10 protein-coding genes are annotated in these 16,993 nt (G+C 63.3%); 7 read left to right on the plus strand and 3 right to left on the minus strand.

Annotated features, from left to right (window positions below; genetic code table 11):
- The first annotated feature begins 488 nt into the window (after positions 1-488).
- The 3 genes from KHO49_RS23550 to KHO49_RS23560 all read left to right on the plus strand — a co-directional run bounded on the left by KHO49_RS23550 (position 489) and on the right by KHO49_RS23560 (position 5,116).
- The gene (locus tag KHO49_RS23550; RefSeq protein WP_102880772.1) at positions 489-3,596 is read left to right on the plus strand and encodes a transglycosylase domain-containing protein; all 3,108 of its coding nucleotides are present in this window, start codon (positions 489-491) and stop codon (positions 3,594-3,596) included.
- Positions 3,597-3,761: 165 nt separating this feature from the next.
- Entirely contained in the window at positions 3,762-4,334 is a 573-nt protein-coding gene (locus KHO49_RS23555; RefSeq protein ID WP_102880773.1) for a PadR family transcriptional regulator, read from the plus strand.
- A complete protein-coding gene (locus tag KHO49_RS23560) occupies positions 4,331-5,116 on the plus strand; it encodes a siderophore-interacting protein (protein ID WP_102880774.1) in 786 nt (261 codons plus the stop codon). The genes KHO49_RS23555 and KHO49_RS23560 overlap by 4 nt, the downstream gene beginning before the upstream one ends.
- Positions 5,117-5,278: 162 nt before the next feature.
- On the opposite strand, the gene KHO49_RS23565 is transcribed toward KHO49_RS23560, so the two are convergent.
- Both KHO49_RS23565 and KHO49_RS23570 read right to left on the minus strand, forming a co-directional pair.
- Positions 5,279-5,947 (minus strand): Pr6Pr family membrane protein, encoded by a 669-nt coding sequence (locus tag KHO49_RS23565; RefSeq protein WP_213665888.1) that lies wholly within the window; start codon positions 5,945-5,947, stop codon positions 5,279-5,281.
- 8 nt (positions 5,948-5,955) lie between these two features.
- A complete protein-coding gene (locus KHO49_RS23570; protein WP_019093117.1) occupies positions 5,956-6,186 on the minus strand; it encodes a VF530 family protein in 231 nt (76 codons plus the stop codon).
- A 265-nt stretch (positions 6,187-6,451) separates the two neighbouring features.
- Between KHO49_RS23570 and KHO49_RS23575 the strand changes: the two genes are divergently transcribed.
- Positions 6,452-8,491, plus strand: a complete 2,040-nt coding sequence (locus KHO49_RS23575; protein WP_102860441.1) for a TonB-dependent receptor — start codon at positions 6,452-6,454, stop codon at positions 8,489-8,491.
- 66 nt (positions 8,492-8,557) lie between these two features.
- Here the strand turns inward: KHO49_RS23575 and KHO49_RS23580 are convergent, their stop codons facing one another.
- Positions 8,558-9,946, minus strand: a complete 1,389-nt coding sequence (locus KHO49_RS23580; RefSeq protein ID WP_213665889.1) for an aminotransferase-like domain-containing protein — start codon at positions 9,944-9,946, stop codon at positions 8,558-8,560.
- A 310-nt stretch (positions 9,947-10,256) separates the two neighbouring features.
- Between KHO49_RS23580 and KHO49_RS23585 the strand changes: the two genes are divergently transcribed.
- The 3 genes from KHO49_RS23585 to KHO49_RS23595 all read left to right on the plus strand — a co-directional run bounded on the left by KHO49_RS23585 (position 10,257) and on the right by KHO49_RS23595 (position 15,598).
- The gene (locus KHO49_RS23585; protein WP_213665890.1) at positions 10,257-11,459 is read left to right on the plus strand and encodes a benzoate/H(+) symporter BenE family transporter; all 1,203 of its coding nucleotides are present in this window, start codon (positions 10,257-10,259) and stop codon (positions 11,457-11,459) included.
- Positions 11,460-11,686: 227 nt separating this feature from the next.
- On the plus strand, positions 11,687-13,060 hold the full coding sequence (locus KHO49_RS23590; protein WP_213665891.1) for a carbohydrate porin: 1,374 nt from the start codon (positions 11,687-11,689) through the stop codon (positions 13,058-13,060).
- 117 nt (positions 13,061-13,177) lie between these two features.
- A complete protein-coding gene (locus KHO49_RS23595; RefSeq protein ID WP_170004720.1) occupies positions 13,178-15,598 on the plus strand; it encodes a glucose/quinate/shikimate family membrane-bound PQQ-dependent dehydrogenase in 2,421 nt (806 codons plus the stop codon).
- The last annotated feature ends 1,395 nt before the right edge of the window (positions 15,599-16,993 follow it).

The raw sequence follows: 16,993 nt of genomic DNA on the forward strand, positions 1-16,993 counted from the left end.
GATACAACCTCATTTTGTTATTGGATATGAACCACCGAGTCTGCGAAGCCATGGCGGATAGCCGCAGCTTGCTCAACCGTACCGGCCTTGTGGGGCGGCGCGTCTGTAGGACAAGACCTGCCAGATCAGCGGGGTGCGCAGTATAAAAAGCTCCCGACAGGGCTTTTCACTCTATAAGTAGCTAAATTCAGAGAGAAATCTCGGCAAATACCGCTTTCGCGGAGAAGCATTACCTGCTTTTTGCCCTTAAACCTCACTCGGAAAGGGCCCGGAGTATTGCACAGCCCTGGTGCATCGTCATGCCCCTACCTAGGGCGTATTTACCTGGAAGAAGGCTCTATCACAGCCCTTTCCCACCGGTTCCTGATCAGCCCTGCGGCCACGGCCCGGTTCCAGGCCCCATTGCTTTCACAATTTCTTCTGCCGCGGCTACCACCGACTAAGCTTCAGACAAGTCCGATCAATCTGCGTGAATGGATCAATCGACTATGGGCGCTCTGTGGCAGACCGATTCGCGTAAAAACGCAGTGCCAAACCACAGCGAGGACGAAGCGCCTTTACCCAAAAAACCCAGGGCCCACCGTTATGCCTGGCGCCTGTTCTGGCTGCTACTGCTGATCACGCTGATCGCCCTGGGTGTCGCCGCCACCCGGGAAATGCGTACCTCCAAGCTCCAGGCCCGGGAATTCAGCAAGCTGGCTCAAGACTTGAGCTATTCCCTGCAACCAGGCCCCAGCGACGCCATGCTCTATCCCGGCGCCGGCCCCTTCGACCGGCGTCTGGGCTATAGCGCCCTGGGCGAGTTCCTGCCGCGTCTGCTCAAGCGCGGCTACCTGATCGACGCTCAGACACGGTTTTCCCCGGCATTGATGGACTACAGCAAAAACGGTTTTTTCGTGCCCTATACCGAGAAAATCCAGGCCGGCCTGTCCATCACCGATTGCCGCGCCGCGCCCCTGTATCAATTCAATTACCCACAACAGCTGTATGCCAGCTTCAACCATATTCCGCCCCTGATGGTGCACAGCCTGCTGTTCATCGAGAACCGCGATCTGCTGGACCCCAAGCTGGCCCAGGCCAACCCGGCGGTGGACTGGCCGCGCTTCGCCAAGGCCGCCTGGTCCCAGGTGGCCAAGCTTCTGCACCTGCCCGGGCAGACCGCCGGCGGCAGCACCCTGGCCACCCAGCTGGAAAAATACCGCCACTCCCCCGATGGCTTGACGGTGTCCGGCGGCGAAAAGATCCGCCAGATGATTTCCGCCAGCGTGCGCGCCTATCAGGATGGCCCGCAAACCCTCGAGGCCCGACGCCGGATCGTCCGCGATTACCTCAACAGCGTGCCGCTGTCGGCGGTTCCGGGCCACGGCGAGGTTCATGGCATGGCCGAGGGCCTGCGGGTCTGGTACGGCGCCGATTTCGATCAGGTCAACCAGGCCCTGTCCAGCAACGCCACCGATGCCAGGAGCCTGGCCCAGCGCGGCCTGGCCCTGCGCCAGGTGCTGTCGCTGATGATCGCGCAACGCCGCCCTTCCTATTATCTGGTCAAGGGGCACGCTGAGCTGGCGGACCTCACCGACAGCCATATCCGCCTGCTGGCGCAGAACAATGTCATCGATCCCGCCCTGACCGCCGCGGCCCTGGCCAGCAAGGTCAGCTACCGCGACTGGCAGCAGCAGCCGACGATCCAGCCGATCGAAACCAACAAGGGCATCAGCGTGGCCCGCCGCCGTTTGGCAGCGCTGCTCAACCGCCCCTTGTACGACCTGGACCGCCTTGACCTGTCGGCCACCAGCACCTTGCAGAGCGACCTGCAGCGCCAGGCCACCGAGTACCTCAAGCAGCTCGCCGACCCGGCTTTCGCCGCGCAGATCGGTGTGCTCGGCGAGCGCCTGCTGACCCCCACCAGCACCACGCAAGTGCGCTACAGCTTCACCCTGTTCGAACTCACCCCCGACGGCTCGCGGGTGCGGGTGCAGACCGACAGCACCGACCAGCCTTTCGACATCAACGAAGGCAGCAAGCTGGAATTGGGCTCCACCGCCAAGCTGCGGGTGCTGACCACCTACCTGCAGATCATTGCCGAGTTGCACGACAAGCACGCTGGGAAAACCCCGGCCGAGCTGAAGAAGTTTGTGGTCAACGACCAGGACCGACTGAGCCGCTGGGCCCTCGACTACCTGATGCAGAACAGCGACCGCAGCTTGCCGAAAATGCTCGACGCGGCCCTGGACCGCACCTACTCCGCCAGCCCCGGCGAAGCCTTCTTCACCGGCGGCGGGTTGCATCACTTCAACAACTTCCGCAAAGAGGACAACGGCCGCAGCCCGACCCTGCGCGATGCCCTGCGCGAATCCATCAACCTGCCGTTCATTCGCCTGATGCGTGACCTGGTGCGCTACAGCACCTACGGCGGCGACAGCAGCAGTGCCGAGTTGCTCAAGGACGACGCCAACCCGCGGCGCCAGGAATACCTGGCACGCTTCGCCGACCACGAAGGCACCTCGTTCCTGCTGCGGTTCTGGAAGAAGTACCGCAACAAGGACACCCAGGCACGCCTGGACACCTTTCTCGACGGCATGCACCCCACGGCGATCCGCCTGGCTGCCGTGCACCGCTACCTGCTGCCGGACGCCAGCCAGGACAGTTTCAATCGCTTTGTCCGGGCCCATATGAAAAACGCCAAGACCGCCGAAAAACTCACCGACGAGCGCCTGGACAAGCTCTATGCCGGCTATGGCCCGGGAGCCTATGACCTGCCGGACCAGGGCTACATCGCCAAGGTCCATCCCCTGGACCTGTGGCTGCTGGGCTACCTGATGAACAACCCCGACGCGACCTTCAGCCAGATCGTCAAGGCCAGTGAATTCGAACGCCAGGAGGTCTACAGCTGGCTGTTCAAGAGTCGCCATCGCAGCGCCCGGGACAGCCGCATCCGTACCATGCTGGAAGTCGAAGCGTTCCTGGATATTCACCAGCGCTGGCAGAGCGTCGGTTACCCGTTCGACCACCTGGTGCCCTCCCTGGCCACCGCCATTGGCAGCTCCGGCGATCGTCCGGCGGCGCTCGCCGAACTGGTGGGCACCATCCTCAACGACGGCGTGCGCCTGCCGTCCCTGCGCATCGACAGCCTACACTTTGCCGCCGGCACGCCTTACGAAACCCGCCTGAGCAACGACCCAGGCAAGGGCAAGCGCGTGATGCCTTCGGAGGTCGCCACGGCGCTGCGCGGGGCCCTGTCACAGGTGGTGGATGCCGGTACCGCGAAACGGGTATCCGGCAGTTTCAAACTGGCGGACGGCACGCCACTGGCCATGGGCGGCAAGACCGGTACTGGCGACAACCGCATCGAGGCCACTGGTGCCGGCGGCCGGGTGCTGAGCTCCAAGTCCATCAACCGCACCGCAACCTTCGTGTTCTACATCGGCGACCACCACTTCGGCACCCTCACAGCCTACGTGCCGGGGGCTTCGGCCCAGGGCTTCAAGTTCACCTCGGCCTTGCCGGTGCAGGTGCTCAAGGGCATGGCGCCGATTCTCATGCCCTACCTGCAGCCTGGCAGCAGCACCCAGTGCCTGGGCAGCCTCGCCCAACGCTGAATCCATCCGCTGACCCGCCCCTGCACGCCACTCCATGGCGTGGATCGCCCGCCCATTGTGATTTTCCATCTCAGACCAACGGCAGCTTTGGATGGCGTAGAAGTGCTTGCGCAATCGTTAAGATATATCTTAAGTTATATCTGAACCGAACAGGAGAAAGAGAAAATGAGAGAGCCCCCTCACCACCGCGAACAGGGTGACGGCCACGACAGTCTCGAGCGCCGTCCCGCTCGCGAACGCGGCGGCCGCGGCCCCCGGGTGTTTGCCCCCGGCGACTTGAAGTTGCTGCTGCTGGCGTTGATCGCCGAGCAGCCCTGCCACGGCTACGACCTGATCCGCCAGATCGAAGGCATGTTCGACGGCGCCTACAGCCCGAGCCCCGGTGTGATCTACCCGACCCTGACCTTTCTGGAAGAAAGCGAAATGATCCAGGGCGACGCCGAAGGCGGAAAAAAGCGCTACAGCGTCACCGACGCCGGTCGTCTTTCCCTTCAGGAGCAGGCCATTGCCCTGGACGGTGTGCACATGCGCATCGAGGTCAGCAAGCGCTCCCTGCGCGGCCACGACCGCCCTGCAGAAATCCATGAGGCGGTGCACAACCTGCGCCACGCCCTGCAAATGCACCATGGGCGCTGGAGCCCGGAAGAAATCCTCCGGGTGCGTGACCTGCTGAACAACACCGCCAAGGCCATTGTCGATGGTCCTGTCAGCCACACTGCCCAGGAGAAATCCGAATGACTGCAACCCCAGAGCCATCCATTCACCGGGTCATGCACGAGATCAAGCGCCGGCGCCTGGAAGTCTTGCGCGTCGTCGACCTGACCCCGCGCATGCGCCGCATCACCCTCGGCGGGCCGGAGCTGGCCGGTTTCATCAGCCTGGGCAGCGACGACCATGTAAAGCTGCTGTTCCCGCAGAACGCCGAACAGCAAGCCGCCCTGGAAACCCTGGTGCTGGGCCCGGGCAAGGACAGCGGACCGATGCCCGCCATGCGCGACTACACCCCGCGCCGCTACGACCTGGAACAGGGCGAACTGGACATCGACTTCGTGCTCCATGGCGACGGCCCCGCTTCGACCTGGGCCGAGCAGGCCAAGCCGGGGCAGTACCTGCACATCGGCGGCCCGCGGGGGTCGATGATCGTGCCGGACATCTTCGACAGCTACTTGTTGATCGGCGATGAAACGGCCCTGCCCGCCATAGCCCGACGCCTGGAAGAACTGCCGGCCGGACGCCGGGTATTGGCGGTGATCGAGGTTCAGGATCGAGCGGAGCGCCAGGCACTGCATAGCGCCGCCGAGGTCGAGGTGATCTGGGTGGAGCGTGATGGCGGCGCGCAGGACCTGATCAGCACTGTGCGTCAGTTGCAGGTCCCGCAAGGCAAGCTGTATGCCTGGGTGGCCACCGAGAGCAAGGTTTCGCGCCAGGTGCGTCGGGTGTTGCTGGATGAGCACCGGCTCAACGACGAATTCGTCAAGGCTGCCGGTTACTGGCGCCTGGACGGCAGCGAAGCAGAATAACCCCGCCTCACGGTAGGAACTGGCGCGCTAGCGGAGGCGATCTCAAGGCCCCCTTCGCCGGCAAGCCGGCTCCTACGGAGTGACCGGGAATGCATTTCCCTTGTAGGAGCGGGCTTGCCAGCGAAAGCGGTCTCAAGGACCCCTTCGCTGGCAAGCCGGGGCCTACCGGGGTGGCGCCGGGCGCTTGCCCAGCCAGCGATCCAGGCCCAGCAACAACAACGACACCAGGACGAATCCCGCCAATATGCCCAGGGCATTGAGCAGCACTTGGGGATAGCCGAGCTTGTCCACGGCGATAAAAGGATAGGGGTACAGCCCCAGCACATTCCCGCGCAAGAGCAGATAGGCGAAATACAGTATCGGATAAAGCATCCATAAGCCGACGTGCCTCAGCCGCAGCCCACCCTTGGGCACACAGCACCACCAGTAGATCAGGAACAGCACCGGCATCACGTCATGCAGCAACTCATCCGCCAGCCATTGCCAGCCCTGGGGATGCCACAGATGACGCAACAGCAGGCTGTAAGCCAACCCCACCAGGACAATGCTCGCCGCTACCGCGCCACTGACCGCCGGACGCAGCATGAACGCCTGCCCCCGGGAAATCCGCAGATTCAGGGCACAGGTCAGCACACTGGCCACCAAGGTATTGCTGAGCACGGTGAAGAAGCTGAAGAAGTTCACCAGCCCACCCAGCAGGCTGGCCCCGGCCTCCCAGCGCAACAACAGAATCAGGTACAGCTGAACCGTCAGCCCCAGCCAACCCAGCACTGCGGCAATGGCGATCAGCCCGCGTCGGCTGAGCAGCCCCTGCAGCGATACACCGGCCATGGAATTCCTCAGAGCGGACGCTTGGTGCGCTGCAACTTCACGTAGAGCTTCTCGACCTTTTCCCGTGCCCAGGGCGTCTTGCGCAGGAAGGTCAGGCTCGACTTGATGCTCGGGTCACTTTTGAAGCAACGGATATCGATGCGCTCGGCCAACCCCGACCATTCGTAGTGTTCCACCAGCGCCTTGAGGATCTGTTCCAGGGTTACGCCATGCAGCGGGTCGGTGTGGGTGTCGGTCATGCCAGGCCTTTGCGGGAAGAAAATAGGGAAAGCCGCGCACCTTAGCCGAGGGCATGCGCCCGCGCCAGAGCGCTGTTTTAACTGTAGCCGCCGTAGACAACCACGGCGATTGAGCATGAGAAGCAAAAAGTTCCTGGCTTTTCGCGATAAAAGAGATGTTATATTGTATCAATCAATAACAACTCACCCGCATCCTGGGCACCCCCGTGTCCTGCCTGTTTTCTGACTCAAAGCGCGCTGCGCAACGCTTGCCAAGGAATGACCGATGTCCCTTTCAGTCCCTCGCCCTTCCCGCTCTTTACTGTGGCGCCTGTCGCCGCTGTCCGCCGCCTTGCTGATTGCCTCCCAGGCCCAGGCCCTGGATTTGCCCCAGCAAGTCATCACCGCCAATCCTCTGGGCAGCACCGAGCTGGCTGCCCCCACCACCGTGCTGGAAGGCGATCAACTGACCCTGCAACAGAAAGGCAGCCTCGGTGAAACCCTGAACAAGCAGCCGGGGGTGTCCTCGTCCTACTTCGGTCCCGGTGCCAGCCGCCCGGTGATTCGTGGCCTGGACGGCGACCGCATCCGCATCCTGCAAAATGGCGTCGGCGCCCTGGATGCCTCGTCGCTGTCCTACGACCACGCCGTGCCCCTGGACCCGGTCAACGTCGAACGCATCGAAATCGTTCGTGGGCCGGCAGCCTTGCTGTACGGCGGCAACGCCATTGGCGGGGTCATCAACAGCTTCGACAACCGCATTCCCACCGAAGCCATCGAGGGCATTCACGGGGCCGGTGAACTGCGCTACGGCGGCGCCGACACCACCCGCAGCAGCGCCGGCAAACTGGAAGCCGGCGACGGCACCTTCGCCCTGCACCTGGACGCCAACTCCCGGCAGTTCAATGACCTGAAGATTCCCGGCTACGCCCGCAGCCGCCACGCGCCAGCGAGCGAAGATGGCGACGGCAAGAAAGGCCGCCTGGGCAACAGCGACGGTCGCCAGGACGGCGGCGCCATCGGCGGTTCCTACACCTGGGACGACGGTTATGCCGGCCTGTCCTACAGCAACTACGACGCCAACTACGGCTCCCCCGCCGAAGACGACGTGCGTATCCGCATGAAGCAGGATCATTACGCCTTTGCCTCGGAGCTGCGCAACCTGCAGGGCCCGTTCAGCTCGCTCAAATTCAACGCCGGCTACACCGACTATGAACACCGGGAGATCGAAGGCGGTGAAACCGGCACCACCTTCAAGAACAAGGGTTACGAGGCGCGGGTCGAGGCTCGGCACCTGCCCATCGGCCCGCTGGAAGGCGTGGTCGGCGCCCAGGTCAATCGCAACGAGTTTTCCGCACTGGGTGAAGAAGCCTTCGTGCCGAAGACCGATACCAACAGCGGCGCCCTGTTCATTCTTGAAGAACTGCAAGCCACCGAGCGCCTGAAACTCAGCCTCGGCGGACGCCTGGAACACACCACCGTGGACCCGGACGGCAAAGGCAACGAGCGTTTTGCCCAGGCCGACAAGTCCAGCAGCTTCACTGCCGGCAGCCTGTCCTCCGGCGCGGTTTATACCCTGACGCCGGTCTGGTCCCTGGCCGCGACCCTGGGCTACACCGAACGCGCCCCGACCTTCTATGAGCTGTATGCCAACGGCGCCCACGTCGCCACCGGCACCTATGAGCTGGGCAACGCCAAGCTGTCCAAGGAAAAGGCCGTGTCCAGCGACCTGGCCCTGCGCTTTGACAACGGCACCCACAAAGGCAGCGTCGGGGTGTTCTACAGCCACTTCTCCAACTACATCGGCCTGCTGGGCACGGGCCGAACCCTCAACGATGAAGGCGAAGAAGAGGCAGGCGCAATTCCGGAATACGCCTACAGCGGAGTACGAGCACGCTTCACCGGGATCGAAGCCCAGGATCGCTGGAGCCTGGGAGAAAGCGCCTACGGCAAGTTCGCCCTGGATCTGTCCGGCGACTACACACGGGCCAAGAACCTCGACAATGGCCAGTACCTGCCGCGCATTGCCCCGCTGCGCCTGAACAGCGGCCTGCTCTGGGAACTGGATCGCTGGCAGGCGCGCCTGGATGTGCAGCATGCCGCCGGCCAGGGCCGAGTGCCGGACCACGAAAGCAGCACCGATGGCTACACCACCTTTGGCGCCAGTGCCGGTTATCGCTTCGATATTGGCCGTAGCCAGTGGCTGGCCTTCGTCAAGGGCGAGAACCTGACCAACCAGACCGTGCGCTACGCCAGCTCGATCCTGCGGGATATCGCCCCGGCCGCCGGGCGCAGTGTGGAAGTGGGGTTGCGTACCACCTTTTAAACCGTTCGCCGGCAAGCCGGCTCCTACAGATCTGTGTAGGAGCCGGCTTGCCGGCGAAAGCGGTTCTCAGCAATAACGTCGCGGGTCCGCCTCGATCAAGCTGGCCAACTGAGTCAGGGCAAAACGCAACTCGTCCTGGGTCGTCGGCGACATCAGCACCACCCGCACGCAACGAGAACTGGCGCCACGCTCCACCTGGAACTGGCTGCCGCTCATCACCAGAACTCCATTGGCTCGGGCCAGGGTGGCGAACTCATCGCCAGTCCAGGGCTCCGGCAAGGTCAGCCACAGGTGATAGCTGTGGGGCTGAGTCTGAATCTCCAAGCCGGCAAACACTTCCCGGGCAATCGCCTGACGCGCCGCCGCTTCGTTGCGCTGGGTCTGCACCAGCTTGCGGTCCAATCCCTCGACAATCACGTTGCTGGCCAATTGCGCGGTCAGGGGCGACGGCATCCACACACTGCTGCGGACCATCGAGCTCAGGCGCGACAGCAACTTCGGCGGGCTGTAGAGATAGCCCACGCGCAACGCCGGCATGATCGCCTTGGACAGGCTGGTGAGGTACACCGAACGCTGCGGCGCATAGCTGGAAAGCGGTTTGATCGACGGATCGGTGGCGAGAAAGCCGTAGATATCATCGTCGATGATCAAAAAGTCGAACTCTTCGGCAATCGCCGCAATCTGCGCCCGACGCTGGGGTGACATGATCGCCGTGGTGGGGTTCTGGCAGCTGGCGACGCACACCAGCAGCGCCGGTTTTTCCCGCAGGCACTGCTCGCGCAAGGCCTCGGGAATCATCCCCTGCTCGTCCATCGCCACGCCCCGCAGGCGCCGCTCCAGGCCGTGGGCCACGGAGATGATGCCCGGGTAGGTCAAGGATTCGCAGAGCAGCAGATCGCCGGCATTGCTCAAGGCGCTGATGGCCACCATCAACCCGTGCTGGGCACCGGCAGTCATCACCACCTGCTGCCAATGGGCTTCGGGCAGGGAATGGCGCAGCCACTGGGCACCGGCTTCACGATGGGCCGGATGACCACCGTCGGGGGCGTAGTCCAGGGCACGACCGAAATCGCTGCTGCGGGCCATGCCCACCAACGCGCCGCGCAACCAGTACTCCAGGGTTTCGCTGTAAGGCTTGATGATCGACAGATCCAGGGCTTCGGACTGCCCCAGGGACAGCGACGGTGCGCTGGAACCTTCCGGCAACACCAGCGGCGGCTGCGCCAGCACATAAGTGCCGCGCCCGACTTCGCCCTGCACCAGCCCGCGCCGCTGAGCTTCGCTGTAGGCGCGGCTGATGGTGCCGGGGGTGACATTGAGGGTCACCGCCAGCTCGCGCAAGGTCGGCAAGCGGTCACCGTCGTTCAACAGGCCGCTGCTGATGTCCCGCGCCAAGGCGTCGGCAATGGACAGGTAGACCGGCTGATTGAACTCGCTTAACTGGGGAACCCACATGGAGGCTGATCACCATCGGCTGCATTGAAGTGGGCCGGAGCATATCACAGGCCAGCATGGCCCCTTAACATCGACTCAATCGACCTATTGATTCGATCATCAGGCAAATGAAATAACCGCAAGCGACTCGAACACTTTATTCATGATCAAGATAAATACTTATAAATCAATAATTTACACACAAACCCAAAAGATCCCTGGCAAATCCTTCCTGAGAAATAATTGAATCGATTCAATTCATTGAAATACACTCAGCCAGCACCAACCCAATCGACTCAATTTTTCTCTCACCCACGCCAGTCGAGATGCCATGCACAGTCTCAGCAAGGACCTGTCCCTCTCCGCCGTGATCGCCGGCCTGATCGCCGTGATCATTTCCTACGCCGGCCCCTTGATCATCGTGTTCCAGGCCGCCCGCGAAGCCCACTTGCCCAGTGACCAGGTGTCGTCCTGGATCTGGGCCATCTCCATCGGCAGCGGCCTCACCGGCCTGCTGCTGAGCTGGCGCCTGAAGGTGCCGGTGATTACCGCCTGGTCAACGCCCGGCGCAGCGCTGCTGGTGTCGATGCTGCCCACGGTGTCGCTGCCCCAGGCCATAGGTGCCTATATAGTCGCCTCGCTGATCATTGCCGTGGTCGGGCTGTCCGGGGCCTTCGACAAGCTCATGAGCCGCCTGCCCAAGGCCATTGCCGCGGCCATGCTGGCGGGCATCCTGTTCCGCTTTGGCGCCGAGCTGTTCACTTCGGTCACCCTGCAACCGGCCCTGGTGCTGGCAATGATCGCGGCCTATCTGCTGGGCAAACGTTTCTCGCCACGCTACGCGATCCTGGCAGTGCTGCTGGTGGGCTGCGCCGTGGCCGCCGGCCTCGGCAATTTCAACGGCGGCTCCATCACCCTGGCACTGGCCAAACCAATCTTCACCGCCCCCGAGTGGAGCTGGCACGCCATCGTCAACATCGGCCTGCCCCTGGCCCTGGTGACCCTGACCGGACAGTACGTGCCGGGCATGGCGGTGATGCGCAGTGCCGGCTACACCACCCCGGCGCGCTCGATCGTGTCCTGGACCGCCATCACTTCGGCGCTGCTGGCCCCCTTCGGTTCCCATGGCATCAACCTTGCTGCCATCACCGCCGCCATCTGCACCGGTCGCGAAGCCCACGAAGACAAGGACAAACGCTACATCGCCGGGATCGCCTGCGGCCTGTTCTACATCCTCATGGGGATTTTCGGCGCGACCCTGGCCTCGGTGTTCGCCGCCCTGCCCAAGGAGCTGATCGCGGCCCTGGCCGGCCTCGCCCTGTTCGGCGCCATCAGCGCCGGGCTCAGCGGCGCCATGGCCGATGAGAAACAGCGTGAAGCCGCGCTGATCACCTTCCTGGTCACCGCCTCGGGCATGAGTTTTCTCGGCCTGGCCGCCGCGTTCTGGGGGTTGATCTTCGGCCTGGTGGCGCACTTCGCCCTGAGCTACACCCGGCAGAAACAATCCCTCGCCGGGGCCACCGCCCCGCGCTGAACCTGCCCGGGCCCGGTGACTGTTACCGAATCCGAAACGGTTCATGTCAATAAAAGCGCTTTCTCTTGATGAGACGGCGCTTTATCCTTAGCCCCCTAATAAAGCTGAACCGTTTCATCTTTCCCTTTGAAATCAGTGGCCTGCCGTCCTCGATCAACCCGTATCGATGCCACGTGCCGCGCCCTTGCTTCTGCCTATTCCTAGAAAAAGACCTGACTCGAATGCCTATGCCTACTTTTCAGCGCCTAAAAGACAGCGCTGTCCTGACTCCCGTTGCCCTGCCCAAGACCCTGAGCCTGCTCGGCGCCCTGGGGTTTGCCGCCTGCGCCCAGGCCGCACCGGCCTTCGACAGCGACTCACCGTGGATGCTCGGCGACTGGAATGGCGCGCGCACGGAACTGGCGAACAAGGGCTACGACTTCAAGGTCGACTACGTCGGCGAAATGGGCGCCAACCTGCATGGCGGCTACGACCATGACCGCACCGCGCGCTACAGCGACCAGTTCGCCTTTGGCAGCCACCTGGACCTGCAGAAGATCCTTGGCTGGGATGACGCCGAGTTCCAACTGACCGTGACCAAGCGCGACGGCGACAACATCAGCAACGACCGGATCAACGATCCACGGGTAGGCGGCTTCACCTCGGCCCAGGAAGTCTGGGGCCGTGGCCAGACCTGGCGCCTGACGCAGATGTGGTACCAGCAGAAATTCTTCGACCAGAAGCTCGACATCAAGGCCGGCCGCTTCGGCCAGGGCGAAGATTTCAACAGCTTCCCCTGCGACTTCCAGAACCTGGCGTTCTGCGGTTCCCAGGTGGGCAACTGGGCTGGCAGCGTCTGGTACAACTGGCCAGTCAGCCAGTGGGCGCTGCGGGTCAAATACCACCTGACCCCAGAGGTCTACGCACAGATCGGCGCCTATGAGCAGAACCCGTCGAACCTGGACCGCGACAACGGCTTCAAGCTCAGCGGCAGTGGCACCCAGGGCACCCTGTTGCCGGTGGAGTTGGTATGGACACCGAAACTCAACGGCCTGGCCGGTGAGTACCGCGCCGGCTACTACTACAGCAGCGCCAAGGCCAGCGACGTGTACAAGGACAGCAACGGCCAGAGCGCGGCCCTGAGCGGCGAAGCCTACCGCAGCAGCTCGAGCAAGCACGGCCTGTGGTTCGGCGCGCAACAGCAAGTCACCAGCTTGGCCGGCGACCATTCCCGCGGCCTGAGCCTGTTCGCCAACGTCACCGCCCATGACAAGAAGACCAACGCCATCGACAACTACGTCCAGGCTGGTTTGGTCTACAAGGGCCTGTTCGATGCCCGCGCCAAGGACGACATCGGCTTTGCCCTGGCCCGGGTCCACGTCAACCCGGCGTACCGCAAGAACGCCCAGGCCCGCAACCAGGCCCGCGCGATCTACGACTACGACAACCCCGGCTACCTGCCGCCCCAGGACACCGAATACAGCGCTGAGCTGTACTACGGCGTGCACCTGGCCAACTGGCTGACCGTGCGCCCCAACCTGCAATACATCCGTCATCCCGGTGGTGTCAGCCAGGTGGACGACGCGCTGATCGGCGGGATCAAGATCCAGAGTTCGTTCTAAAGCCGCGAGGCAAAAAACGACGCCATTCACAGTTTTCAGCTGAACCAAGCCCGCGCCTGATCGTCATCTACAGTGAAAAAGCGCGGGAACACTCTTAACGTCACGGAGAACCACACTATGAGCACTGAGGGTGCTTCAAGTCCGAGCCGCCGGCTGCCAAGCCTGCTCGGAGTCTTGCTGCTGCTAATGGGCCTGGCCTTGCTGGCCGGGGGGATCAAGCTGAGCATGCTCGGCGGCTCGCTGTACTACGTCCTGGCCGGTATCGGCCTGACGCTGACCGGCCTTCTGCTGCTGGCCGGCAAACGCGCCGCGCTAGGCCTTTATGCTTTGGTACTGTTCGCCAGTACCCTCTGGTCGCTGTGGGAAATCGGCCTGGACTGGTGGCAACTGGTGCCACGTCTGTCCCTGTGGTTCGCCCTGGGCGTGGTCCTGCTGCTGCCCTGGTTCCGTCGTCCGCTGCTGCGCGATGGCCCGGCTCCGATCGGCACCGCGGCCTTGAGCGTGGCCGTGGTCCTGGCCGGTGGCGCCGCCATTGGCAGCCAGTTCACCAACCCTGGGGAAATCTCCGGCGACCTGGGCCGCGACAGCACCGACATGGCCAGCACTGCACCGGCCATGCCTGATGGTGACTGGCAGGCCTACGGTCGCACCGAGTTCGGCGACCGCTACTCGCCGCTGAAACAGATCACCCCGGCCAACATCGGCAAGCTGCAGGAAGCCTGGCGCATCCGCACTGGCGACATGCCGACCGCCAAGGACCCGGTGGAGATCACCAACCAGAACACCCCGCTGAAGGTCAACGGCAAGCTCTATGCCTGCACCGCCCACAGCCAGGTGCTGGCTCTGGACCCGGATACCGGCAAGGAAATCTGGCGCTTCGACCCGCAGATCCAGGGCCCCAACGGCGACGACTTCCGTGGCTGGGCGCACATGACCTGCCGTGGCGTGTCGTACTACGACGAAGCCAACTTCAAGAACGCCGACGCCATCAGCCAGCCGGCCACCCTGTCCCCAGCGGGCCAGGCCATCGCCGCCAGCTGCCCGCGTCGCCTGTTCCTGCCCACCGCCGATGCGCGCCTGATCGCCATCAACGCCGACACCGGCAAAGTCTGTGAAGACTTCGGCAACAAGGGCGCCGTGGACCTCAAGGCCGGTATCGGCCCGTTCACTCCGGGTGGCTACTACTCCACCTCGCCAGCGGCCATCACCCGCAACCTGGTGATCATCGGCGGCCACGTCACCGACAACGAATCGACCAACGAGCCGTCCGGCGTGATCCGCGCCTTCGACGCGCACGACGGTCACCTGGTGTGGAACTGGGATTCGGGCAACCCCGACGAAACCGCTCCCCTGCCAGAAGGCCAGACCTACACCCGCAACTCGCCGAACATGTGGTCCCTGGCCAGCGTCGACGAGAAACTGGGCATGGTCTACCTGCCACTGGGCAACCAGATGCCTGACCAGTGGGGCGGCAACCGCACCGCAGGCGCCGAGAAATTCAGCGCCGGCACCGTGGCCCTGGACATCGACACCGGCAAGCTGCGCTGGAACTACCAGTTCACCCACCACGACCTGTGGGACATGGACGTGGGCAGCCAGCCGACCCTGCTCGACATGAAGACCGCGGACGGCGTCAAGCCGGCGCTGATCCAGCCGACCAAGCAAGGCAGCCTGTATGTGCTGGACCGTCGCGACGGCACCCCGATCGTGCCGATCCGTGAAGTACCGGCCCCGACCGGCGCAGTCGAAGGCGACCACACCGCCCCGACCCAGGCCCGTTCGGACCTGAACCTGCTGCCGCCGCCACTGGACGAAAAAGCCATGTGGGGCGCCACGCCGTTCGACCAGATGCTGTGCCGCATCCAGTTCAAGGAACTGCGCTATGAAGGTCAGTACACCCCGCCGTCGGTGCAGGGCAGCCTGATCTACCCGGGCAACGTCGGCGTGTTCAACTGGGGCAGCGTCTCGCTGGACCCGGTGCGCCAGTTGCTGTTCACCAGCCCGAACTACATGGCCTTCGTTTCCAAGCTGGTGCCGCGCGCCGAAGTCGCCGCCGGCAGCAAGCGCGAAAGCGAAACCTCGGGCGTGCAACCCAACACCGGCGCGCCTTACGCGGTGATCATGCACCCGTTCATGTCGCCTCTGGGCGTACCTTGCCAAGCACCGGCCTGGGGCTACGTGGCCGGTATCGACCTGACCACCAATAAAGTGGTGTGGAAGCACAAGAACGGCACCAGCCGCGACAGCTCGCCGATCCCCATCGGCCTGCCAATCGGCGTACCGAGCATGGGCGGCTCCATGGTTACTGGCGGTGGCGTGGGCTTCCTCAGCGGTACCCTGGACCAGTACATCCGCGCCTATGACGTGAAAAACGGCAAGGAACTGTGGAAATCCCGCCTGCCAGCGGGCGGCCAGGCCACGCCGATGAGCTACACCGGCAAGGACGGCCAGCAGTACGTCCTGGTGGTCGTGGGCGGCCATGGCTCCCTGGGCACCAAGATGGGCGACTACATCATTGCCTACAAACTGGCGGAATAAGCTTTACCGGCAGGCATGAAAAAGGCGGCTACCTGGGGGTAGCCGCCTTTTTTTGTGTTCAGGGTAGAGGGGATGGTGTGTATATCCGTTGCTGCGGGGGTGGCCATTTGTGGTTGCGCTTTTACAGCGGGGGTTGGGGTACATATCCGGTGCCGCGGGTGTGGCGGCTGGCGGTTCCGCTCTTACAGTGGGGTTTGGGTACATATCCGGTGCTGCGGGTGTGGCGGCTTATGGTTTCGCTCTTACAGCGACTCACTTTTGAAGAGCGCAAAAGTAAGCAAAACGCTCTGCCCCTCCACTCGGTGCCTCGCCTAGGCTCGGCATGCCCGAACTCCGGCATTGATCCGTGGGCCGCCGCCACCGGCCATCCATGGCCGGGTGGCGGCTAACCCGGCGTCCTGCCGGGTTACCCACGGCTCAATGCCTGCGTTCGGCCATCGTGGTTAACGGGGCGTTCAGATCAAGATCAAAATCAAGAGCGCGACGGCGGCCTTGCGGCCGGCCTGAAGATGGGGCGGTGTGTAGCGCCTCCCGTGTAGGAGCTGGCTTGCCAGCGAAGGTGTCAGCCCAGGCGATGCATGTCTCACGGGCCTCTTCGCCGGCAAGCCGGCTCCTACAGCGAGATGCGGTGTTTGGGCCACCGTAGGAGCTGGCTTGCCAGCGAAGGCGTCCGCCCAGGTGCTGCATGTCTCACAGGCCCTTTCGCCGGCAAGCCGGCTTCTACGAAAAGCGCGTAACACGCGCTTGGCTTTTGCTCTTGATCTTGATCTTGATCTTCAGGCCCCTTCCCAGCCGGCCGAGCGTAGGCGTTGCGTAGGGGGCAGCTCGGCAAGGATGCCGAGCTAGCCGCCACCCGGCCATGGATGGCCGGTTGGCGGCGGGCCCCCGGAGCAATGCCGAAGCGAGGGAACCCCGAGCCCCAGCGAGGGGCCCATGGAGGGGCAAGCGTTTTTGGTTCCTTTTTAGGCGTTTGTAAAAAGGGACTCGCCGTAAGGGCGAAACCGCCAGTAGCCACACCCGCAGCAACGGATATGTACACAAAAAGATCCCGGTTTTACGACTAGCTTCCCCACCGTTCAAGACCAAACCCTCCCCCCCCTTCCCCTCAAACCGCGATCACCGAAAATTCCTACAACTCGCGTCCAATTGCATCACCTTGTCCCTCCAAGGCGATGCCCTTAAGGTCTGGGGGTCATTGCAAATTCAGTGACAGGGGTGTGGAAGCCCCTATATCGTTAGGCGCGCAAAGCACCAGCAACCGTCAGGCATGTTTGTAGCCTGCACTTTATGGTGGCTGTGCGCGGGGCACTCTTGAGTGCGCCGGGTGCCTAACGTCCCGGTCTTCCACACCTGCGTACAGCCGCCACCTAATTACGTGGAAGTGATTTTTGGCGA

This window comes from Pseudomonas sp. RC4D1 (assembly GCF_018390395.1).
Taxonomy (GTDB): Bacteria; Pseudomonadota; Gammaproteobacteria; order Pseudomonadales; family Pseudomonadaceae; genus Aquipseudomonas; species Aquipseudomonas danubii.